The organism is Microbacterium sp. LEMMJ01 (assembly GCF_002114135.1).
Taxonomy (GTDB): domain Bacteria; phylum Actinomycetota; class Actinomycetes; order Actinomycetales; family Microbacteriaceae; genus Microbacterium.
Genome location: NZ_NCTV01000036.1, coordinates 499999 through 520144, shown reverse-complemented (window position 1 = coordinate 520144; position 20146 = coordinate 499999). Strand labels below are relative to the sequence as shown.

21 protein-coding genes are annotated in these 20146 nt (G+C 70.2%); 20 read left to right on the top strand and 1 reads right to left on the bottom strand.

The annotated features are described in order from the left end of the window. Positions 1-3: 3 nt before the first annotated feature. Complete coding sequence (locus tag B7W94_RS17485; RefSeq protein WP_051582272.1) at positions 4-1107, bottom strand: polyprenyl synthetase family protein; 1104 nt, start codon at positions 1105-1107, stop codon at positions 4-6. Between the two features lie 84 nt (positions 1108-1191). Between B7W94_RS17485 and B7W94_RS17480 the strand changes: the two genes are divergently transcribed. From B7W94_RS17480 to B7W94_RS17385, 20 genes are all read left to right on the top strand, one after another. After that, on the top strand, positions 1192-1566 hold the full coding sequence (locus B7W94_RS17480) for a DUF3040 domain-containing protein (protein ID WP_025105096.1): 375 nt from the start codon (positions 1192-1194) through the stop codon (positions 1564-1566). 263 nt (positions 1567-1829) lie between these two features. Further along, the gene (mraZ, locus tag B7W94_RS17475) at positions 1830-2261 is read left to right on the top strand and encodes a division/cell wall cluster transcriptional repressor MraZ (protein ID WP_025105095.1); all 432 of its coding nucleotides are present in this window, start codon (positions 1830-1832) and stop codon (positions 2259-2261) included. A gap of 103 nt (positions 2262-2364) precedes the next feature. Next, complete coding sequence (rsmH, locus tag B7W94_RS17470) at positions 2365-3303, top strand: 16S rRNA (cytosine(1402)-N(4))-methyltransferase RsmH (protein ID WP_025105094.1); 939 nt, start codon at positions 2365-2367, stop codon at positions 3301-3303. After that, positions 3300-3872 carry a hypothetical protein gene (locus B7W94_RS17465; protein ID WP_025105093.1) on the top strand — a complete coding sequence of 191 codons (573 nt, stop codon included), beginning with the start codon at positions 3300-3302 and terminating at the stop codon, positions 3870-3872. Before rsmH ends, B7W94_RS17465 begins: the two co-directional genes overlap by 4 nt. A 25-nt stretch (positions 3873-3897) precedes the next feature. After that, positions 3898-5667 carry a peptidoglycan D,D-transpeptidase FtsI family protein gene (locus tag B7W94_RS17460; RefSeq protein WP_025105092.1) on the top strand — a complete coding sequence of 590 codons (1770 nt, stop codon included), beginning with the start codon at positions 3898-3900 and terminating at the stop codon, positions 5665-5667. 27 nt (positions 5668-5694) lie between these two features. Beyond that, positions 5695-7107, top strand: coding sequence for a UDP-N-acetylmuramoyl-tripeptide--D-alanyl-D-alanine ligase (locus B7W94_RS17455; RefSeq protein WP_025105091.1), 1413 nt, complete (start codon positions 5695-5697; stop codon positions 7105-7107). Further along, on the top strand, positions 7104-8210 hold the full coding sequence (gene mraY / locus B7W94_RS17450; RefSeq protein WP_025105090.1) for a phospho-N-acetylmuramoyl-pentapeptide-transferase: 1107 nt from the start codon (positions 7104-7106) through the stop codon (positions 8208-8210). The genes B7W94_RS17455 and mraY overlap by 4 nt, the downstream gene beginning before the upstream one ends. Then, a complete protein-coding gene (gene murD, locus B7W94_RS17445) occupies positions 8200-9735 on the top strand; it encodes a UDP-N-acetylmuramoyl-L-alanine--D-glutamate ligase (protein ID WP_085607890.1) in 1536 nt (511 codons plus the stop codon). The genes mraY and murD overlap by 11 nt, the downstream gene beginning before the upstream one ends. Continuing rightward, the gene (gene ftsW, locus B7W94_RS17440) at positions 9704-10909 is read left to right on the top strand and encodes a putative lipid II flippase FtsW (protein WP_025105088.1); all 1206 of its coding nucleotides are present in this window, start codon (positions 9704-9706) and stop codon (positions 10907-10909) included. The genes murD and ftsW overlap by 32 nt, the downstream gene beginning before the upstream one ends. After that, positions 10906-11982 carry a UDP-N-acetylglucosamine--N-acetylmuramyl-(pentapeptide) pyrophosphoryl-undecaprenol N-acetylglucosamine transferase gene (locus B7W94_RS17435; protein WP_085607888.1) on the top strand — a complete coding sequence of 359 codons (1077 nt, stop codon included), beginning with the start codon at positions 10906-10908 and terminating at the stop codon, positions 11980-11982. The genes ftsW and B7W94_RS17435 overlap by 4 nt, the downstream gene beginning before the upstream one ends. 42 nt (positions 11983-12024) lie before the next feature. Continuing rightward, the gene (gene murC / locus B7W94_RS17430; RefSeq protein WP_025105086.1) at positions 12025-13425 is read left to right on the top strand and encodes a UDP-N-acetylmuramate--L-alanine ligase; all 1401 of its coding nucleotides are present in this window, start codon (positions 12025-12027) and stop codon (positions 13423-13425) included. A 3-nt stretch (positions 13426-13428) separates the two neighbouring features. Further along, positions 13429-14352 (top strand): FtsQ-type POTRA domain-containing protein, encoded by a 924-nt coding sequence (locus B7W94_RS17425; protein ID WP_085607886.1) that lies wholly within the window; start codon positions 13429-13431, stop codon positions 14350-14352. Positions 14353-14514: 162 nt separating this feature from the next. After that, positions 14515-15669: a cell division protein FtsZ gene (ftsZ, locus tag B7W94_RS17420; RefSeq protein WP_085607884.1), complete on the top strand. Its 1155-nt coding sequence runs from the start codon at positions 14515-14517 to the stop codon at positions 15667-15669. Then, positions 15666-16373: a YggS family pyridoxal phosphate-dependent enzyme gene (locus B7W94_RS17415; protein WP_085607882.1), complete on the top strand. Its 708-nt coding sequence runs from the start codon at positions 15666-15668 to the stop codon at positions 16371-16373. The genes ftsZ and B7W94_RS17415 overlap by 4 nt, the downstream gene beginning before the upstream one ends. A gap of 43 nt (positions 16374-16416) precedes the next feature. Next, positions 16417-16890, top strand: coding sequence for a cell division protein SepF (locus tag B7W94_RS17410; RefSeq protein ID WP_085607879.1), 474 nt, complete (start codon positions 16417-16419; stop codon positions 16888-16890). A 3-nt stretch (positions 16891-16893) separates the two neighbouring features. Beyond that, positions 16894-17193: a YggT family protein gene (locus tag B7W94_RS17405; protein WP_025105081.1), complete on the top strand. Its 300-nt coding sequence runs from the start codon at positions 16894-16896 to the stop codon at positions 17191-17193. A gap of 180 nt (positions 17194-17373) precedes the next feature. Continuing rightward, entirely contained in the window at positions 17374-17976 is a 603-nt protein-coding gene (locus B7W94_RS17400) for a DivIVA domain-containing protein (RefSeq protein ID WP_085607877.1), read from the top strand. A gap of 9 nt (positions 17977-17985) precedes the next feature. After that, complete coding sequence (gene lspA / locus B7W94_RS17395) at positions 17986-18558, top strand: signal peptidase II (RefSeq protein ID WP_283398736.1); 573 nt, start codon at positions 17986-17988, stop codon at positions 18556-18558. A gap of 2 nt (positions 18559-18560) precedes the next feature. Further along, a complete protein-coding gene (locus tag B7W94_RS17390; RefSeq protein ID WP_025105078.1) occupies positions 18561-19481 on the top strand; it encodes an RluA family pseudouridine synthase in 921 nt (306 codons plus the stop codon). Positions 19482-19537: 56 nt separating this feature from the next. Beyond that, positions 19538-20119 (top strand): GNAT family N-acetyltransferase, encoded by a 582-nt coding sequence (locus B7W94_RS17385; RefSeq protein WP_062766878.1) that lies wholly within the window; start codon positions 19538-19540, stop codon positions 20117-20119. Positions 20120-20146 lie beyond the last annotated feature (27 nt).

Sequence of the window (20146 nt, the reverse complement as noted above, 5' to 3'; positions counted from 1 at the left end):
TGCTCAGGAGGAGCGCACGGTGGCGGCCCTGGCGAGGTCGCGCAGCTCGCCGACCGCTGCGTCGTCGAGGCGCGCGCCGGTCAGTGCGCGGTCGGCGTCCCTGGCGTAGTCGGCGATCATCGTCTCGACGCGGTCCAGAGCCCCGGTTCCGGCGATCGTCTCCTGCAGGAAGGAGACCTGGGATGCCGACAGGTCGGGATCGCCGAGCATCTCGTCGAGCACCCGGCGGGCCGAGGTGTCCAGGCGCTCCCTGGTGAAGGCGATGAGCACGGTCCGCTTGCCCTCCCGCAGGTCGTCGCCCGCGGGCTTCCCGGTGACGGCGGCGTCGCCGAACACGCCGAGCACATCGTCGCGCAGCTGGAAGGCGAGACCGAGCGGATGCCCGAAGCGGCGCAGCGCCCGTGTCTGGTCGGCATCGGCGCCGGCCAGGCTCGCTCCGAGGACCAGCGGCTGCTCGATGCTGTAGCGCGCCGATTTCAGCGAGGCGACGCGGAGCGCCCGCTCGGCGTGCTCGCGGTCGTCGCTCACGCTCCACGCCGACTCCTCGGCGATGTCGAGGAACTGCCCGGTCGTGACGTCGCGCCGCATCCGGGCATACTCCGCCCGCACGGTCCTCGCCTCGGCGTGCCCGTCGAGCGCCGACTCCAGGAGGTCGTCGCTCCAGGCCACGAGGAGATCGCCGAGCAGGACGGATCCGGCGCGCCCGAAGGCGGCGGCGTCGCCCCACCATCCGGCGGCGCGGTGCGAGGACTCGAGTGCGCGGTGGGCGGCGGGGCGTCCTCGACGGGTGTCCGAGTTGTCGATCAGGTCGTCATGGACGAGAGCGGCCGACTGGAAGATCTCGAGGGCGGCGCAGGCGTCCCACAGGTGGTCGTCCTCGACCGCGCGACGATCGCGGAACCGGGCGACCGCACGCCACCCGGCGTGACAGAACCGGGCGCGCAGGCGCTTGCCGCCGGAGAGGGTGTCCGCCGCCGCGGCGAGGAAGGCGGCGGCGTCCTCGCCGTACTCGGCCGACTCGGCTCGCATGCGGTCGAGGAAGAGGTCCAGTCGCGCGGCTACGGCCTCAGCGACGGAGGGGGTGGGGGACGGCACGACTCCCAGCATACGTAAAGGATGTGAGGCGGGAACCGCTAGCCCCGGACGCTGCTCGCGCGTAGACTGGAGGGCACGATACCCGAGGGGGATGAGATGCCACTCTCCGAACAGGAGCAACGTCTGCTCGACGAGATGGAACGCCATCTCCTGCACAATGACGCCGACGTCGTGAGCGCGCCGTCGGGTGATCGCACGCTGAGCTATCGCAACCTCGTCTACGGGGCCCTCCTCCTGCTCGCCGGCATCGGCGGACTGGTCGTGGGTGTCATCCTCGGCGACGTCTGGGGCATCGTGGTCGGCGTCATCGGATTCGCGGCCATGCTCGGCGGAGTGATGCTGGCCGTCACCCCGGTCCGGCGCAGCGGTCCGGCAGAGACGCGCACGCGCACCGCCCCGAAGCGGCAGGACTCCTCCTCCTTCATGGATCGCATGAATGACCGGTGGGATCGGCGCCAGGACGGTCACTGAGCCCCCTCCCTTCTCCTCCACCACGAAGCCCGGATGCTGAGCATCCGGGCTTTTTCGTGTCTTCGGTCCGTTGACGCCGTGTGAGTCCTCCACTGGCCCTCCACTCGCCCTCCACCTTGCTCCACCGCGGAATCTCGCGGGTCGCGAGCGTGCGGGTCGCGAACCGCGGCGCGATACGCGGGATTCATCGTAGGAATGTGGAGGAAAGTGGAGTAAAGTGGGGCGCACCTCGAGTTGGCCGGACGGAGAGGGGGTGATGGCCGATGCTGCTGGGCACGCACTCACCGAAGCTGGACGACAAGGGACGGGTCATCCTTCCCGCGAAGTTCCGCGAGGACCTGGGCGGCGGCATCGTCGTCACCCGGGGTCAGGAGCGGTGCCTCTACGTCTTCAGCACGGCCGAGTTCGAGGCGATGCACGAGCGGATCCGTCAGGCCCCGCTCGCCAACAAGCAGGCGCGTGACTTCATGCGCATGTTCCTCTCCGGTGCCAGTGCGGAGATGCCCGACAGCCAGAACCGCATCACCATCCCCGCCCACCTGCGTCAGTACGCGGGTCTTCAGAAGGAGCTCATCGTGACCGGAGTCGGCGCCCACGCCGAGATCTGGGATGCGGAGAGCTGGAACGCCTACCTCGCCGCCGGCGAGGAGTCCTACGCCGAGCTGGAGCAGGAGGTGATTCCCGGACTGTTCTGACCACGGCTGTGATGCCCCGCCGCTCCCGCCCCGACACACTTCCCCGGTGCCGGGTCGAGAAGCGGAGGGGGATCAGAGCCGAAGGTCGGACCCGAGAGAGATCATGAACCTCCGCGACATCCACACCCCCGTCCTGCTCGACCGCTGCGTCGAGCTCCTCGCGCCGTCCCTCCAGGAGGACGGCGCCGTGCTCGTCGACGCCACCCTCGGCATGGGCGGGCACTCGGAGGCGCTGCTCGAGCGCTTCCCCGGCATCCGCCTGATCGGCCTGGACCGCGACACCGACGCGCTGAAGATCGCGGGGGAGCGGCTCGCCCGGTTCCGCGACCGCGTCACGCTCGTCCACACGGTCTACGACGAGATCGGTCTGCACGCCCAGGGCGCCGCCGGGATCCTCTTCGACCTCGGCGTCTCGTCGCTGCAGCTGGACGAGGCCGAACGCGGCTTCGCGTACTCCAAGGACGCTCCGCTCGACATGCGGATGGACCAGACGAAGGGCATCACCGCCGCCGACGTCATCGCGACGTACAGCGAGGGGAACCTGCGCCGCATCTTCGAGCGGTACGGCGAGGAGAAGCTCGCCGCACGGTACGCCCGCTTCATCATCGACGCCCGCCAGAAGCAGCCGATCACCCGCTCCGGGGAGCTCGTGGACATCCTCGTGGCGGCGACGCCCGCCGCGGCACAGCGTGCGGGGCACCCCGCGAAGCGCGTGTTCCAGGCGCTGCGCATCGAGGTCAACGCGGAGCTGAACGTGCTCGCGGACGCCATCCCCTCCGCGATGGACGCTCTCGCCGTCGGCGGTCGCATCGTCGTGATGTCGTACCAGTCCCTCGAGGACCGGCTGGTGAAGCAGGCCTTCGCCGCCGCGTCCTCCTCGACGGCGCCCGCCGGCCTCCCTGTCGAGCTGCCGGAGCACGCCCCCCGATTCCGCATCCTGACCAAGGGGGCGGAACTCGCCGACGACGAAGAACGCGCACGCAACCCGCGTGCGATACCGGTGCGCCTGCGCGCCGCCGAGAAGGTGCGGGAGAGCGCATGAGCATGAACGCAGTCCGCAAGCCGACCCTGCCGCTGCAGCCGGTCGTCCCGGAGAAGACCCCGGAGCGCCGCCTCCAGCCCGTGACGGCGCCGGCGCGGCGGCGGAAGCCGAAGCTCGCCTACGCGCTCGTCGCCCTCGGCGGAGCCCTGGCGATCGGTGCCGCGCAGGTCGGACTCTCCCTGGCCATCACGCAGGACTCGTTCACCCTCGCCGGGCTCACCTCCCAGCAGCGCGAGCTCGATCTCCGCACGGATGCACTGAAGGAGGAGCTCACGGGTCTGAGCTCTCCGCAGGTGCTCGCCGGCAATGCGGCCGACCTCGGCATGGTCGTCGCGGGAGCGCCCTCGTATCTGCGTCTCAGCGACGGCGCGGTCTTCGGCGCCGGTGCCGGCGCGGAGGGGATCTCGACGGTCGACCCCCACGGACCGGCGGCCGTCGGCAACGTCCTCGTCACCGAGGAGACGCCCGCGGCGGAGCAGACCGCGGAGGAGTCCACAGGCGGGACTCCGCCCGCGACGGATCTGCCGCCCGCCCTCACCGACGGCCTCCCCAGCCCCACGACCCACTGACCATCCCGATCGACGGAGAGATCCCATGACGACACGAGCCACGCGCGGACCGCGGCGACGCACCGTCGTCGCACTGGCGGTCATCCTCTCGGTGCTGGTGGCGTTCGTCGTCCGCCTCATCGACATCCAGGTCGTGAGCGCCGACGAGCACGTCAGCCAGTCCCTCGAGCACATCGGGGACGGGTCGACGATCCCCGGACAGCGCGGCTCCATCGTCGACGCGGAGGGCACCGTCCTCGCGTCGAGCGTCATGGTGTACGACGCCCAGCTCAGCCCGCAGGTGATCCGACTCACGGAGGAGAAGGACCCGGCGCTGCCGTGGGCCGAGGCCTCCGAGAAGATCGCCGAGATCACGGGCGTGCCGGGCGACGAGATCCGCAAGCGGGTCTCGGACGCCCTGGCCGAGAACCCGAACAGCCAGTACGCGCCCTTGAAGACCGGGTTGAACACCGAGCAGTACATCGCGCTCCGCGACCTCGGCCTCGGGTCCTACCTGGCGTTGAAGCCGCGTGAGACGCGGGTCTATCCGAACGGCGCGGTCGCCGGCAACGTGCTCGGCTTCCTCGACAACACGGGCGAGGCCAAAGCCGGTGTGGAGCAGCTCGAGGAGTCGTGCCTCGCGCCCGTGGACGGTGAGAAGACGTACCGCAAGGGCAAGGACGGGGTCGTGATCCCGGGCAGCGAGTCCGTCACCGACGCCGTGAACGGCGGCACCGTGCAGCTCACGATCAACAGCGACCTCCAGTGGTACCTCCAGCAGATGGTCGGCGAGGAGGCCCAGAAGCAGGGCGCGAAGGGCGGGACCGTGACGGTGGTCGAGGTGGGCACGGGCAAGATCCGCGCCGCCGCCGAGTGGCCGGCCATGGACCCCAACGACCTGGACTCCTCGACGCCGGAGACCCGTTACAGCCAGATCTTCCACCGCGACTTCGAGCCGGGCTCGACGTTCAAGGCGATCACGGCGGCGGCGGCGATGGAGGGTGCCGGCCTCACTCCGCTCAGCACCGTCACGGCCTCGTCGCGGGAGACCTTCCCCAACGGCGCCGTGGTCAACGACGCGTTCAGCCACCCCGCGTACAACTACACGCTGGCCGGCGGACTGATCGACTCGTCCAACACGGCGCTGTCGAAGTTCGGCACGATGGTCGCCCCCGAGGTCCGCTACGACTACCTGCAGCGCTTCGGCGTGGGTCAGAAGACGCTGGACTTCCCCTCCGAGGTGGGGGGCATCCTCCACCCGGTGAGCGACTGGGACAGCCAGTCGCTGTACACCACGACGTTCGGCCAGTACTTCACCGTGACGGCTCCTCAGCTCGCCGGCGCATACCAGGCCATCGCCAACGGCGGGGAGAAGATCGACCTGACGATGGTCGAGTCCTGCACCGCACCCGACGGGACGGTCACGGAGACCCCGAAGCCGAAGCACGAGCAGATCGTGAAGGAGCAGACCGCGGCCGATCTGACGCGCATGCTCGAGAACGTGGCCGTGCAGGGCGGGAACGCGGATCGCATCCAGGTGCCCGGCTATCGCGTGACCAGCAAGACCGGTACCGCACAGGTGTCCGACGGCAAGGGCGGCTACAAGGCGGGCGTCTACTACACCAGCATGGTGGGCTTCGCTCCCGTCGACGACCCCCAGTACGTCGTCGTGGTGACCCTCGACGAGCCGACTAAGGTTGTATCGTCCGCGGCCACCGCTTCCGCCTTCCAGAAGGCGATGACGCAGGTGATGAAGACCTATCGCGTGATGCCGTCCTCTGTCCCGATGGACGCGCTCCTCCCCAAGTTCGGATAGCCGGCGAGAGCCGCGCATGGAGATGACATGATCGCCCTGACGCTCGCTGAGATCGCCGCCGCCGTCGGTGGTGAGCTGCGCGTGGCCGGAGAGCACACGCCGGAGACGGTGGTCGACGGCATCGTCGACACCGATTCCCGAACCATGGAGGCCGGGTCGATCTTCGTCGCCAAGCCCGGAGCCGAGACGGACGGACACCGCTTCGTCGGCGCCGCTGTCGAAGCCGGCGCGGTGCTGGCGATCGTCGAGCGTCCGGTCGACGTCGCGGTTTCACAGATCGTCGTCTCGGATGCCGTCGCCGCGCTCGGCGACCTCGCCCGCGAGGTCGTGGCGCGCGTACGCGCTGGCGGGAACCTGCGCATCGTCGGCATCACCGGCTCCAACGGCAAGACGACGACGAAGAACTTCCTCGCCCGCATCCTCGAGGACGAGGGCGAGACCGTCGCTCCGGTGAAGTCCTTCAACAACGAGGTCGGCGCCCCGGTGACGATGCTCCGCGTCACGCACGACACCCGCTTCCTCGTGAGCGAGTTCGGCGCCGCCGCGCCGGGCAGCATCGCGCGGCTCGCCGGCCTCGTCGAGCCCGACCTCGTCGTCGTGCTCATGGTCGGGATGGCGCACGCCGGGGGCTTCGGCGGCATCGAGGCCACCGCGAAGGCCAAGTCCGAGCTCGTCGCCGCGGCCCGCGTGCCCGGCACGGCCGTGCTCAACGCCGACGACGCCCGGGTGTGGGCGATGCGCGAGCTCGCGGAGAGCCGCGGCCTCCGGGTCGTCGGCTTCGGCCAGTCCGCCGCGGCCGCCGTGCACGCGCGCGACATCGAGGTCTCGGCCTCCGGCACGCAGTGCGTGATCGAGGTCGCGGGGGAGCGGCTGCCGCTGCGGCTGCGCGTCCTCGGCGCGCACCACGTCACGAACGCCCTCGCCGCGATCACCGCGGCCGTCGAGCTCGGTGTGGCCGCTGCCGACGCCGTCGCCCGCTTGGAGACCGTCGAGATCGCCGAGCGCTGGCGCATGCAGCCCCTGGGCAACGACCGCGTCCGCATCATCAACGACGCGTACAACGCCAGCCCCGACTCGATGGCAGCCGCCTTGCGGACCCTCGCCCAGATCACCGGCCCCGACGAGCGCACCGTCGCCGTCCTCGGCGCGATGAGCGAGCTCGGCGAGAGCGCGGGGGAGGAGCACGACCGCATCGGCCTCCTCGCGGTGCGCCTCAACATCCGGCGCATCGTCGTGGTCGGCCCGGAGGCCCGTCGGCTGTACCTCGCCGCCGTCGGCGAGGGATCGTGGGACAGCGAGGCCGTGCATCTGCCGGACCAGGACGCCGCGTTCGAGTACCTCCGCACCGAGCTGCGCGACGGCGACCGGGTCCTCGTGAAGTCGTCCAACTCCGTGGGCCTCCGGCATCTCGGCGATCGTCTGGGAGAATTGTTCTCGTGAGGTCCCTCATCATGGCGGCGGCCATCTCGCTCGCCTTCACTCTCTTCCTGACTCCCGTCTTCCTCCGGCTCTTCCGGAAGTGGGGCTGGGGGCAGGTCATCCGCACCCCGGAAGCCGCCGGCAACCCGAGCCACGAGGCCAAGCGCGGCACGCCCACGATGGGCGGGGTCATCTTCATCCTCGGCTCGATCGTCGGCTACTTCACCGGCGTCCTCGTCAGCGGCGAGACCCCGGCGCTGTCCGCGATCCTCGTCATCTGGCTCATGGTCGGCTTCGGCGTGGTCGGGTTCATCGACGACTACATGAAGGTGCGCAGCCAGCGCAGCCTCGGGCTCTCCGGGTGGCGCAAGGTGATCGGGCAGCTCATCGTCGTGATCCCGTTCGGGATCGTGGCGCTGAACTTCCCGAACAAGTGGGGGCAGACGCCGGCCAGTGCGTCCATCTCCCTCTTCCGCGACATCACGTGGCTGAACCTCTTCGCGTTCGGCGTCATCCTCGGCTGGATCCTCTACCTCGCCTGGATCTCGATCATCGGGGTCGCGACCTCCAACAGCGTCAACCTCACCGACGGCCTCGACGGCCTCGCCGCCGGTGCGGGCGTGATCGTCGTCGGTGCGTACAGCCTCATCGCGTTCTGGCAGTTCAAGCAGCCCTGCATCGGCGGAGACCCCGGTTCCCTCGGCGGCTGCTACGAGGTGCGCGACCCGTTCAACCTCGCCATCATCTCGGCCTCGTTCGCTGCCAGCCTCATCGGCTTCCTGTGGTGGAACGCCCCGAAGGCCAAGGTGTTCATGGGAGATGTGGGTTCGATGGCCATCGGCGGCGTCATCACCGCGATGGCGGTCATGACCCGTACCGAGCTGCTGCTCCTCATCATCGCCGGTGTCTTCGTGCTCGCCTCCGGATCCGTGATCCTGCAGCGCGCCTACTTCAAGATCACCCGCGGCAAGCGGCTCTTCCTCATGAGCCCGTTCCACCACCACCTCGAGATGCGGGGATGGTCGGAGGTCACCATCGTGGTGCGCATGTGGATCATCGCGGGTCTGCTCGCCGTCTCCGCCGTCGGTCTCTTCTACGTGGAATGGCTGACCCGTGTCGGCTGAGCGCCTGGCCGGGCTGACGAGCTGGCACGCCGACTGGCGTGGCCTGCGCGTCGCCGTCCTCGGCCTCTCCATGACCGGCTTCTCCGTCGCCGACACCCTCGCCGAGCTCGGTGCCGACGTCCTCGTGCTGAGCGCGTCGGCGGAAGAGGAGTACGCCCGTCTGCTCCCCGTCATCGGCGCCCGGCTGGAGCTCGGTCCGCTGGACGCCGTGCCCGAGGCGCTGACGGCGTTCGCGCCCGAGGTCGTCATCGCCTCCCCGGGTTTCGCTCCGTCGCACCCCGTCATCCGCTGGGTCCAGGACGAGGGCATCGCGCTCTGGGGCGACGTCGAGCTCGCCTGGCGCGTGCGTGACAAGGTCCTCCGCGCGGACGGCACGCCGGCCGACTGGGTGCTCATCACCGGCACCAACGGCAAGACGACCACGACCCAGCTCACGGCGACGCTGCTCGTCGCCGGCGGACTGCGCGCCGCACCCTGCGGCAACATCGGCGTCCCCGTGCTCGACGCGGTCCGGGATCCCGCCGGCTTCGACGTGCTCGTCGTCGAGCTCTCCAGCCACCAGCTCTGGTATCTCGGCCTGTCGCGCCCGGAGGGGGAGCTCTTCCCGCACGCCGCGGTCTGCCTCAACCTCGCCGACGATCATCTCGTCTGGCACGGCAGCGCCCAGGCGTACCGGGACGCAAAGGCACTGGTCTACCGGAACACCCGCGTCGCCTGCGTCTACAACAAGGCCGACGAGGCCACGCGGCGGATGGTCGAGGAGGCCGAGGTCGTCGACGGCGCTCGTGCCATCGGCTTCGACCTGGGCATCCCCGGCCCGAGCGACCTCGGCGTCGTGGAGGGGCTGCTCGTCGATCGGGCCTTCCTCGACGACCGCGCGCGCAGCGCCCTGGAGCTGACCACGGTCGCCGACCTGGAGGCGGCAGGGCTGTCGGCCCCGCACATCGTGCAGAACATCCTCGCCGCCAGTGCTCTCGCCCGGTCCCTCGGAATCGAGCCCGAGGCGATCCACGGGGCGCTGCAGGGCTTCCGGCTGGACGCGCACCGCATCGAGGTGGTCGCGCGGCATGCCGGCATCACCTGGATCGACGACTCCAAGGCGACGAACCCGCACGCCGCCGCCTCCTCGCTGCGCGCGTACCCGGGCGCGGTATGGGTCGTCGGCGGCGATCTCAAGGGCGTCGACATCGCCGATCTCGTCGCGGACGCCGGCTCGACCGCGCGCGCGGCGGTCGTCATCGGAGTGGACCGCACGGCCGTTGTCGCGGCATTCGAGCGACACGCGCCGACGGTGCCGGTCTTCGAGGTCGATGCTGGCGACACTGGACAGGTCATGAACCGCGTCGTGGAGATCGCGGCGGGGATCGTCGACGGGGAGGGCACCGTGCTCCTCGCTCCCGCCGCCGCATCCTTCGACCAGTTCTCCAGCTACGCGGATCGCGGCCACCGCTTCGCCGAAGCGGTGCAGGAATGGATCGATCGGGGGAGCACCGATGACGCAGGTGGCTCGCCCTCCGCGGTCTGAGTCGGGCGGGCTCGCGGCCCGGGTCTCGCTCGGGCGCCGGTTCACGCCGGTCTCGACCGAGTTCCTGCTGATCGCGTCGACCGCCCTGCTCCTCACGATCTTCGGCCTCGTCATGGTGCTGTCCGCGACGAGCGCCACCGCCGTGGCCAACGCGCAGAACCCGTTGGACGGCGCCCTCCGGCAGGGTGTGTTCGCCCTGCTCGGCATCCCGATGATGTTCCTCATCAGCCGCTTCCCCGTGGAGTTCCTCAAGCGCATGGCCTGGCCGGCGCTGTTCGGCGCGGTGGCCCTCCAGCTCCTGGTGTTCACGCCGCTCGGCATCGCCGACGGCGGAAACCGGAACTGGATCCAGGTGGCGGGCTTCCAGATGCAGCCGTCCGAGTTCCTCAAGCTGGCGCTCGCCCTGTGGATCGCCGCGGTGCTGCTGCGCAAGCAGACCATGCTCGGCACCTGGCACCACGTCTTCATCCCCGTCGTGCCGGTCGGCGCGCTGGCGATCGGCACCGTGCTCGCGGGCAAGGACCTCGGCACCGCGATGGTGATGGTCCTCATCCTCCTCGGCTGCCTCTTCTTCTCCGGCGTGAAGCTGCGGCTGTTCATCATCCCGATGATCCTGGGCGTGGTCGCGGTGCTGGCGTACGCGCTCTCCAGCGAGGACCGCATGCGCCGCATCACCGCCACCTGCGACGACATGGCGCTGTACTACACGGACTGCTACCAGTCGATCCACGGCATCTGGGGCATGGCCTCCGGCGGTGTCTTCGGCCTCGGTCTCGGCAATTCCCAGGAGAAGTACGGGTGGCTGCCCGCCGCCGGCAACGACTTCATCTTCGCGATCGTCGGCGAGGAGCTGGGGCTGATCGGCTGCATCGTCGTGCTCGCCCTCTTCACGTTCTTCACGGTGGGCGCGTTCCACGTGATCCGCAAGACCTCGGACCCCTTCATCCGCGTCGCGGCCGGGGGGATCACGGTCTGGATCGTCGGCCAGGCCGTCCTGAACATCGGCGTCGTCATCGGGGTCTTCCCGGTGATGGGTGTGCCCCTTCCCTTCATGTCCCAGGGAGGGACGGCGCTCTTCGCCGTGCTCATCGCCTGCGGTGTGCTGCTGGCCTTCGCGCGGACCATCCCGGTCGCCGAGAAGCAGTCAGCCGAGCGGGGTAGGGTCGCGAGGTGACTTCGTACCTCCTCGCCGGCGGTGGCACCGCCGGCCATGTCAATCCGCTGCTCGCCGTCGCCGACGCGCTCCGCGAGCGCGACCCCGACGCGACGGTCCTCGTGCTCGGCACGGCCGAAGGCCTGGAGTCCCGCCTCGTCCCCGAGCGCGGCTACGAGCTGCTCATCGTCGACAAGGTGCCGTTCCCGCGGCGGCCGAACGCGCAGGCCGCCGCGTTCCCCGCGCGATTCCGTCGGGCGATCGCGCAGGTGCGCGCGCACATCCGGCAGCGCGGCATCGACGTCGTCGTCGGCTTCGGCGGCTACGCCTCCGCACCCGCCTACGTCGCCGCGCGTCGCGAGCGCGTGCCCTTCGTCGTCCACGAGGCCAACGCGAAGCCCGGGCTGGCGAACGTGCTCGGTGCCCGTGCGGCCGCGGGCGTGGGCGTCGCGTTCGCCGGGACGCCCCTCCGCGGAAGCGAGGTGGTCGGCATGCCGCTGCGGCGCGAGGTCATCACGCTCGACCGGGTGGCACGGCGCGCCGAGGCCGCGGAGTACTTCGGGCTCGACCCCGATCGCCCCGTGCTGCTCGTCTTCGGCGGCTCGCTCGGAGCGCAGCGCTTGAACGACGCTCTGGCGGATTCCTGGCGCGACATCCTCGCCGCGGGCTGGCAACTGCTGCATGTGACGGGGGAGCGCAGCGGCCTTCCCGATCGGGGCGTCGCCGGCTATGCCCTCCGGCGGTACGTCGACCGCATGGATCTGGCGTTCGCCCTGGCCGACCTCATCGTGTCGCGCTCGGGGTCGGCGACGGTCAGCGAGATCAGCGCGCTCGGCATCCCCGCGCTGTACGTGCCGTACTCGGTGGGCAACGGGGAGCAGCGTCTGAACGCGGGATCGGCCGTGGCCGCCGGTGCCGCGCAGCTCCTCGACGACGCGACCTTCGACGGCGACGCCGTCCGGCGGATCGTCGTGCCGCTGCTCGGCGATCCCGACCGCATCCGGCGGATGGCGGAGGCCGCGGAGACCGTGGGCACCCGCACCGGGACCGAGAACGTCGTGGCGATGATCGATCGTGCCCTCGGTGCGGCGTGACGCCGCCGCCCGGACGCGAACGAAAAGTAGACTGAAGCGGACATGATTAGACCCGACCTCTCCCTCCCCATCCCCGACACGATCACCTCCGCGCACTTCATCGGCATCGGTGGATCCGGGATGAGCGGACTCGCCAAGATGTTCCTCGACGCGGGTATCCGCGTCTCCGGCAGCGACCGTGCCGACAGCGACAACCTGCGGGCGCTGGCCGCCGCGGGCGCGACGGTGCACGTCGGTCACGATGCCGCCCACCTCGGCGACGCCGACACGGTCGTGCACACCGGCGCCATCTGGCCGGAGAACCCCGAGTTCGTCACCGCCAAGGAGCGGGGCCTCCACGTCATCCACCGGTCCCAGGCGCTGCACTGGCTGATCGGCACGCGACGCCTCGTCTCGGTGGCGGGTGCGCACGGCAAGACGACCTCGACGGGCATGATCGTCACCGCGTTGCGTGACCTCGGCGCCGATCCGCACTTCGTCAACGGTGGCGTGATCGAGCAGCTCGGCACGTCCAGCGCCACCGGGAGCGGCGACCTCTTCGTCATCGAGGCCGACGAATCGGACGGCACCTTCCTCCTCTACGACACGGCGGTGGCGCTCATCACGAACGTCGACCCCGACCACCTCGACCACTACGGCTCGGACGAGGCCTTCCACGACGCCTTCGTGCGCTTCGCGGACGCCGCGTCGGAGGCGGTCGTCATCTCCAGCGACGACCCTGGCGCGCTCCGGGTGCTGGCAGGACTGTCCCACCCGCGGGTCCTGACGTTCGGTCAGGCCGAGGGTGCCGACGTCCGAGTCAGCGAGATCGTCACGGCAGGTCCCGTCGCCGCGGTCGTCTCGCACGGCGGCGAGACCGAGCGAATGCAGCTCGCCGTCCCCGGCGTGCACAACGCGATCAACGCCACCGGGGCGGTCGCCGTGCTGCTCGCGCTCGGCCACCCGCTCCGCGACGCCGTGCGCGCCGTCGAAGGCTTCGCGGGGACCGTCCGTCGTCTCGAGCGTCATGGCGAGGAGCGCGGGGTCACGGTCTACGACGACTACTCCCACCACCCGACCGAGGTGCGTGCGGCGCTCGAAGCCATGCGCAGCATCGCCGGCTCCGGACGGTTGATCGCGATCCAGCAGCCGCACACCTACTCGCGGACGCAGCACATGTACCAGGAGTTCGCGGACGTCCTGGAGGAGCTCGCCGACCACACCGTGATGCTGGACGTCTACGGTGCCAGGGAAGATCCGGTGCCCGGCGTCACCGGCGAGCTGGTGAGCGGCGCGTTCCACGACCCCTCCCGCGTGCACTTCGTCGCCGACTGGCAGGAGGCGGCCGACTACACGGCATCCGTGGCGACCGACGGCGACTTCGTCGTGACCCTCGGCTGCGGCAACGTCTATCAGATCATCCCGCAGGTGCTGGACTCGCTGCGCCGGACCGACGGGGCGTAGCCCATGCGCCGGCCGCCCCCGCTCCCGAGCGCCCCGGATGCACCGGAGGAGACGGACGCCGCATCCGCGCGCAGCCTCCGCCGCCGCCGTGCCGCTCCGTCGCCGGCGGACGAGGCTGTCCAGGACCATCTCGTCGCCCCCGGGGTCGAGGGGGAGCAGAAAGCGGACGTCCCGAGCTCCTCGATGGACGTCTGGCGGGCTGCGCGCGCGCGTCGCAAGGCCCTCCGCGCGGAGATCCGTCGGTTCACCCAGCGCTCGCGTCGGCGCCGCATCACCTGGCTGAGCGTCGTCGGCGCGATCGTGCTGCTGATCGGCGGAAGCGTCGCGGCGGCCTACAGTCCGCTCTTCGCGGTCGAGCGCATCACGGTCACCGGGACGACCACGATCGATCCGGCGGTGATCGAGGGTGCGTTGGCGGACCAGATGGGAACGCCGCTCGCGCTCGTCGACACCAGTGAGGTCAAGGCCGCGCTGCTGGCCTTCCCGCTCATCGAGACCTACGCATTGGAGGCGAGACCCCCGCACGACCTCACGGTCCGCATCGTCGAGCGCACACCGATCGGCGTGATCGAGTCCGGTGCCGGCTTCACCCTCGTGGACGCCGCGGGCGTCGCGCTCTCGACGACCGAGGAGCGCCCGGCAGGTCAGCCGCTCGTCGAGGTCGAGGGCGGCGTGGACTCCTCGGCGTTCCGCAGCGCCGGGCTCGTCGTGCGTGCCCTCCCCGCCGATATCCGCAGCGCCCTCACCGGCGTCCGTGCCTCGACGGCGGACGACGTGACCCTCACCCTCGACTCCGGCCTCACGGTCGTGTGGGGGAGCGAGGAAGACAGCGCGCTGAAGGCGCTCGCGCTCTCCGCGGCGCTCGTGAAGAACCCCACGGCCTCGTCGATCGACGTGACCTCGCCCGACGTCGCGGTCGTCGGCTGAGCGCTTTCCGCAGGAATGGCGCGACACGCCCACGGCGTTGCGGGCGCGCGGGCGGGCGGCGCTTACCTTCGATCTGAGAGAACGCAATACCGGGAAATACTTTACACCTCTAGTTGAGGTTTAAGGTTCCCCCTTCCAGGCTCTACTAATCGGAGGCCGGCCATGAGCCAGAACCAGAACTACCTCGCCGTGATCAAGGTCGTCGGCGTCGGCGGTGGCGGCGTCAACGCCGTCAACCGCATGATCGAGCTCGGTCTCCGCGGAGTCGAGTTCATCGCCGTCAACACCGACGCCCAGGCGCTGCTCATGAGCGACGCCGACGTCAAGCTGGACGTGGGCCGCGAGCTCACCCGCGGCCTCGGTGCCGGTGCCGACCCCGAGGTGGGTCGTCGTGCCGCAGAGGACCACGCGGAGGAGATCGAGCAGGCGCTGACCGGCGCCGACATGGTCTTCGTCACCGCCGGAGAGGGCGGTGGCACCGGAACGGGTGGCGCTCCCGTCGTCGCCCGCATCGCGAAGTCGATCGGTGCGCTCACCATCGGTGTCGTCACGAAGCCGTTCTCCTTCGAGGGGCGTCGCCGCCAGAGCCAGGCCGAGGCGGGCGTCGCGAAGCTGAAGGAAGAGGTCGACACCCTCATCGTCGTCCCGAACGACCGTCTGCTCGAGATCAGCGACCGCGGCATCTCGATGATCGAGGCGTTCGCCACCGCCGACCAGGTCCTCCTCGCCGGTGTGCAGGGCATCACCGACCTCATCACGACCCCCGGTCTCATCAACCTGGACTTCGCCGATGTGAAGTCGGTCATGCAGGGAGCCGGATCCGCCCTGATGGGCATCGGCTCGGCCCGCGGCGCCGACCGCGCGATCAAGGCGGCGGAGCTCGCCGTCGAGTCGCCGCTGCTCGAGGCCTCCATCGAAGGCGCCCACGGGGTGCTGCTCTCGATCCAGGGTGGCTCGAACCTCGGCATCTTCGAGATCCACGACGCGGCGGACCTCGTCAAGGAGGCCGCGCACCCCGAGGCCAACATCATCTTCGGTACGGTCATCGACGACACGCTCGGCGACGAGGTGCGGGTGACCGTGATCGCCGCGGGCTTCGACGGCGGGGAGCCCTCGCTGCGACTGGACCCGATGGTCGTCTCGCGTCCCTCGACCGCATCCCTTCCCGAGGTGGCGCTGTCGGAGACCAGCGAGCCTGCGGCCGAGAAGAGCACGCCCGAGCCCGCCCCGGCGTCCGCGGCACCGCGCACACCGGCGACGAGCATCGAGCCGGCCTTCGCCGACGACGACATCGACATCCCCGAATTCCTGAAGTGACGACACCGGTCGGCGCCTCGGCGCCATCGGATCTGGCCGCGCGGCTGTCGGCGATCGACGACAAGATCGCCGACGCCGCGCGTGCCGCCGGGCGGTCTCCCGCGGAGATCACCCGGATCGTCGTCACGAAGTTCCACCCCGCTTCGCTGGTGCGCGATCTGCACGCCCTCGGGGTGCACGCGGTGGGGGAGAACCGACAGCAGGAGCTCACCGCCAAGGCGGGCGAGCTCTCCGCGCTCGACCTCGAGTGGCACTTCATCGGACAGGGACAGACGAACAAGGCCGCGGCGATCAGGCGGAGCGCCGACGTCGTGCACTCCGTGGACCGTGACCGGTTCGCCGACGCCCTGCATCGTGCCGCAGATACCGACGAGGTGCTCGACGTGCTCGTGCAGGTGAACCTCACCGAGGACGAGGGCAGGGGAGGGGTGGCGCCGGCGTCGGCGGTGGCGTTGGCCGAGCACGTGCTCAGCCTGCCCTCGCTGCGGCTCCGGGGCGTGATGGCCGTCGCACCCCTCGACGAGGACCCCGCGAGCGCCTTCGCCCGTCTGCACCACATCGCCGCCGACGTGCGGACCGTCGCTCCCGACGCGACGTGGATCTCCGCCGGGATGACCGGCGACTTCGCCGAGGCCATCGCCGCCGGCGCGACACACCTGCGGATCGGTTCCGCAATCACGGGACCGCGCCCCGCCCGGGGTTAACCTGTGACAAGACCAGCCCGAAACGTTCGAACCGGAGGACACGATGGGTAACCCGCTGAAGAAGACCATGGTGTATCTCGGCCTCGCCGACGAGGAAGAGGTCTACGAAGAGGAGACGCCGGCATCCGCGCGCGCCCAGCGCGAGCGCGAGCGTGAGCGCGAAGAGCCGGCTCCGGCCCCCGTCACGCCGCTCCGTCGTCCCGTCGCCGTCCGCCAGCCCGCAGCAGGAGCCGTGAACGAGATCCTCACCGTCCACCCGAAGCAGTACCGCGACGCCCAGCTGATCGCGGAGAGCTTCCGCGAGGGCGTCCCGGTCATCATCAACCTCTCCCAGATGAGCGACGCCGACGCGCGCCGCCTCATCGACTTCGCGAGCGGTCTCTCCCTCGGCCTCTACGGCCGGATCGAGCGGGTGACCTCCAAGGTCTTCCTGCTCTCGCCGGAGAACATCGCGGTGTCCGGTCACGGGGGTATCGCGCACGCAGGCGCCGAGTCTGCGGGCTTCGACCACTCGTAGACCGTGCAGCTGGTCTCGGTCCTCGCCAGCATCGTCCATCTGGTGCTGCTGGTCTACATCCTCGTGCTCTTCGCGAGGCTCATCCTGGATTACATCCCGATGTTCAATCGGGAATGGCGTCCGAAGGGCTTCGGCCTCGTCGCCGCGGAGGCGGTGTACACCGTCACCGATCCGCCCATCCGGTTCTTCCGGCGGATCATCCCTCCGCTGCGCATCGGTCAGCTCTCGCTGGACTTCGGCTTCGCGCTGACCCTTCTGGTCGTCCTGATCCTGATGAACATCGTCCGGTTGTTCATCCGCTGACCACCCCGCGTGTCGCGCCCGGGGACGGCTGGAGTTCTCCGAGCCTGGGTGTCGTGGCATCGCGACCCCAAGGCTCGGGGGCTATGCTGGCACCCAGGTGCGCGCCCCGGGTTCGCGCCACATCACGAACACGCCATACATCGGTACTGGCAATCGAACTCATCGAAAGAGGAGCCACCCATGGCACTTACCCCGGATGACGTCGTCACCAAGCAGTTCCAGCACGTCCGCTTCAAGGACGGCTTCGACCCGGACGAGGTCGACGACTTCCTCGACGAGATCGTCATCGAGTGGCGCAAGGCCCTCGAGGAGAACGCCGAGCTGAAGGCGAAGCTCGCCGCGTACGAGTCGGGTTCCACCCCTGCTCCCGCTGCCGCCGCCGAGCCGGCTGCCGCTGCATCCACCCCGGCCCCCGCGGCCGAGGCCCCCGCCGCCGACGCCGCACCGACCGGCTCCGCCACCGCCACCGCCGGCATCATCGAGCTCGCGCAGCGTCTGCACGACGAGCACGTGGCCGAGGGTGAGGCCAAGCGCGACCAGCTCATCTCCGAGGCCGAGGCCGAGGTCGCCCGCATCCGCACCGAGGCCGAGGCGAAGCAGCGCGAGGAGACCGCACGTCTCGAGCGCGAGCGCAACACGCTGGAGGCCCGCATCACCGAGCTGCGCAACTTCGAGCGCGACTACCGCTCGCAGCTCCGCGGCTACATCGAGGGCCAGCTCCGCGAGCTCGACGAGAAGTCGGGCTCCACGGACTCGACGCCGGTCTCCGCGATCGGCCTGTAAGGCGCCCTCTTGTCAGGACGTCGTCCCCTTCGTCGGTCGGCGGCCGGCGCGATCGTTGCGATTCTCGCAGCGGTCGTGCTGGCCGCCGATCAGTTTGTGAAGTACCTCACCATCGAGAACCTGCCGCTGCACGAGGCGGTCCCGGTTCTCGGAGAGTTCCTGCAGCTCTACTACGTGCGCAATCCCGGCGCGGCGTTCTCGCTCGGCTCTGGCGTGACGTGGATCTTCACCATCGCCCTCGCGGTCGTCGCGGGCGTCATCGTCTGGAAGGCGTTTGGCCTGCGGTCGCGTCTCTGGGCGGTCGTCCTCGGCTGCCTCCTCGGGGGCGTGCTGGGGAATCTGTCGGACCGTCTGTTCCGGGAGCCCGGGTTCCCCGTGGGTCACGTCGTGGACATGATCTCCATGCCGTGGATGATGCCGGCGATCTTCAACGTCGCCGACATCTTCATCGTCACCGGGATGATCTCGGTCGCCCTGCTGGTGGTGTTCGGCCTCCGGTTCGACGGCACGCGGGAGAAGGACCACGCCCCGGTCGAGACCGACGAGGACGCCGAGGCCGCGGCCGCGTCCGAGGGGCGCTGAGCGTGGAGTCCCGCTCGTTGCCCGTCCCGGACGGGCTCGACGGCACGCGGGTCGACGCCGCCCTCGCCAAGCTCCTCGGGTTCTCGAGGACCTTCGCGGCGGAGGTGGCCGCGTCCGGCGGCGTCCGCCTGGACGGCGTCACCCTCGACAAGTCCGACCGCCTGCGGGGCGGTGCCTGGCTCGACGTCGAGTGGGAGCCGAAGGAGGGGCCGAAGATCGTGCCCATCGCGGTGCCTGAGCTGGGCATCGTCTACGACGACGACGACATCGTCGTCGTCGACAAGCCGACCGGCGTCGCCGCGCACCCCTCGCTCGGGTGGGAGGGGCCCACGGTCGTCGGTGCTCTCGCCGCCGCGGGGTTCCGCGTCGCCACCAGCGGTGCACCGGAGCGTCAAGGCGTCGTGCACCGGCTGGATGTGGGGACGAGCGGACTCATGGTCGTCGCCAAGAGCGAGGCCGCCTACACCGCTCTCAAGCGGGCGTTCAAGGAGCGCACGGTCGAGAAGATCTACCACGCGGTGGTGCAGGGGCATCCGGACCCGCTCGTGGGCACGATCGATGCGCCGATCGGTCGGCACCCGAACCACTCCTGGAAGTTCGCCGTCGTCCCGGACGGCAAGCCCTCCGTGACGCACTACGAGACGCTCGAGGCCTTTCCCGGTGCCTCCCTGCTCGAGATCCACCTGGAGACGGGCCGTACGCATCAGATCCGCGTGCACATGGCGGCACACCGGCACCCCTGCGTCGGGGACCCGCTCTACGGCGCCGACCCGACGCTTTCGGCCCGCCTCGGACTCACGCGTCAGTGGCTGCATGCGCATCAGCTGGCCTTCGCCCACCCGACGACGGGGGAGTGGGTGCAGTTCGCCTCGCCCTATCCGGAGGACTTCCAGCACGCGCTGGACGTGCTGCGAGGGGAATAGTCCATCCGCCGGGGCGTCAGCGCGCCGGTGTCCGTGGTCTCCGCCACACTGACCGCATGAGCATCGTGGTGCGCCCCGCGACGGTCTTCGACGACGTCGCCGCGGTCGTGGGACCGAAGAAACCGACGTCGAACGTCTGCTTCTGCCTGAGCTATCGGATCGGCAACAAGGAGAACGTCTCCCTTCGCGGTCCCGCACGGGCCGAGCGGGTGCGTGAGCTCTGCCACCAGGATCCTCCTCCCGGCGTGCTCGCCTACCTCGACGACGAGCCGGTCGGCTGGGCGGCGTTGCACCCTCGACGCGACACGAGCTTCGCGCGCAATCGCCTCATCCCGCATGTCGACGACCTCGACGTGTGGTCGCTGTGGTGCTTCCGGGTCCGCCCTGGGCACCGCAAGCAGGGGGTCTCCCACGCGCTCATCGAGGGCGCGGTCGCCTATGCCCGGGAACGCGGCGCGCCCGCGATCGAGGGCTATCCGGTCGACAACGCCGGGGCGAAGGTGAATCTCACGATGGCGTATGTCGGGACCCGGCGGCTCTTCGAGGGCGCGGGGTTCGAGAAGGCGGCGGACACGGGTTCGGTCCTCGACGGCTTCCCTCGCGTGCTCATGCGGCTGGACCTCCGCGAGAAAGCGTGAACCGGTAGCCGACGCCGCCGCGTGTCC

Bases quoted from the DNA above. Each gene is read 5' to 3' on its own strand.
- B7W94_RS17485 (WP_051582272.1), bottom strand. From the start codon at position 1,107: ATGCTGGGAGTCGTGCCGTCCCCCACCCCCTCCGTCGCTGAGGCCGTA.
- B7W94_RS17480 (WP_025105096.1), top strand. From the start codon at position 1,192: ATGCCACTCTCCGAACAGGAGCAACGTCTGCTCGACGAGATGGAACGC.
- mraZ (WP_025105095.1), top strand. From the start codon at position 1,830: ATGCTGCTGGGCACGCACTCACCGAAGCTGGACGACAAGGGACGGGTC.
- rsmH (WP_025105094.1), top strand. From the start codon at position 2,365: ATGAACCTCCGCGACATCCACACCCCCGTCCTGCTCGACCGCTGCGTC.
- B7W94_RS17465 (WP_025105093.1), top strand. From the start codon at position 3,300: ATGAGCATGAACGCAGTCCGCAAGCCGACCCTGCCGCTGCAGCCGGTC.
- B7W94_RS17460 (WP_025105092.1), top strand. From the start codon at position 3,898: ATGACGACACGAGCCACGCGCGGACCGCGGCGACGCACCGTCGTCGCA.
- B7W94_RS17455 (WP_025105091.1), top strand. From the start codon at position 5,695: ATGATCGCCCTGACGCTCGCTGAGATCGCCGCCGCCGTCGGTGGTGAG.
- ftsW (WP_025105088.1), top strand. From the start codon at position 9,704: ATGACGCAGGTGGCTCGCCCTCCGCGGTCTGAGTCGGGCGGGCTCGCG.
- murC (WP_025105086.1), top strand. From the start codon at position 12,025: ATGATTAGACCCGACCTCTCCCTCCCCATCCCCGACACGATCACCTCC.
- B7W94_RS17425 (WP_085607886.1), top strand. From the start codon at position 13,429: ATGCGCCGGCCGCCCCCGCTCCCGAGCGCCCCGGATGCACCGGAGGAG.
- ftsZ (WP_085607884.1), top strand. From the start codon at position 14,515: ATGAGCCAGAACCAGAACTACCTCGCCGTGATCAAGGTCGTCGGCGTC.
- B7W94_RS17410 (WP_085607879.1), top strand. From the start codon at position 16,417: ATGGGTAACCCGCTGAAGAAGACCATGGTGTATCTCGGCCTCGCCGAC.
- B7W94_RS17400 (WP_085607877.1), top strand. From the start codon at position 17,374: ATGGCACTTACCCCGGATGACGTCGTCACCAAGCAGTTCCAGCACGTC.
- B7W94_RS17385 (WP_062766878.1), top strand. From the start codon at position 19,538: ATGAGCATCGTGGTGCGCCCCGCGACGGTCTTCGACGACGTCGCCGCG.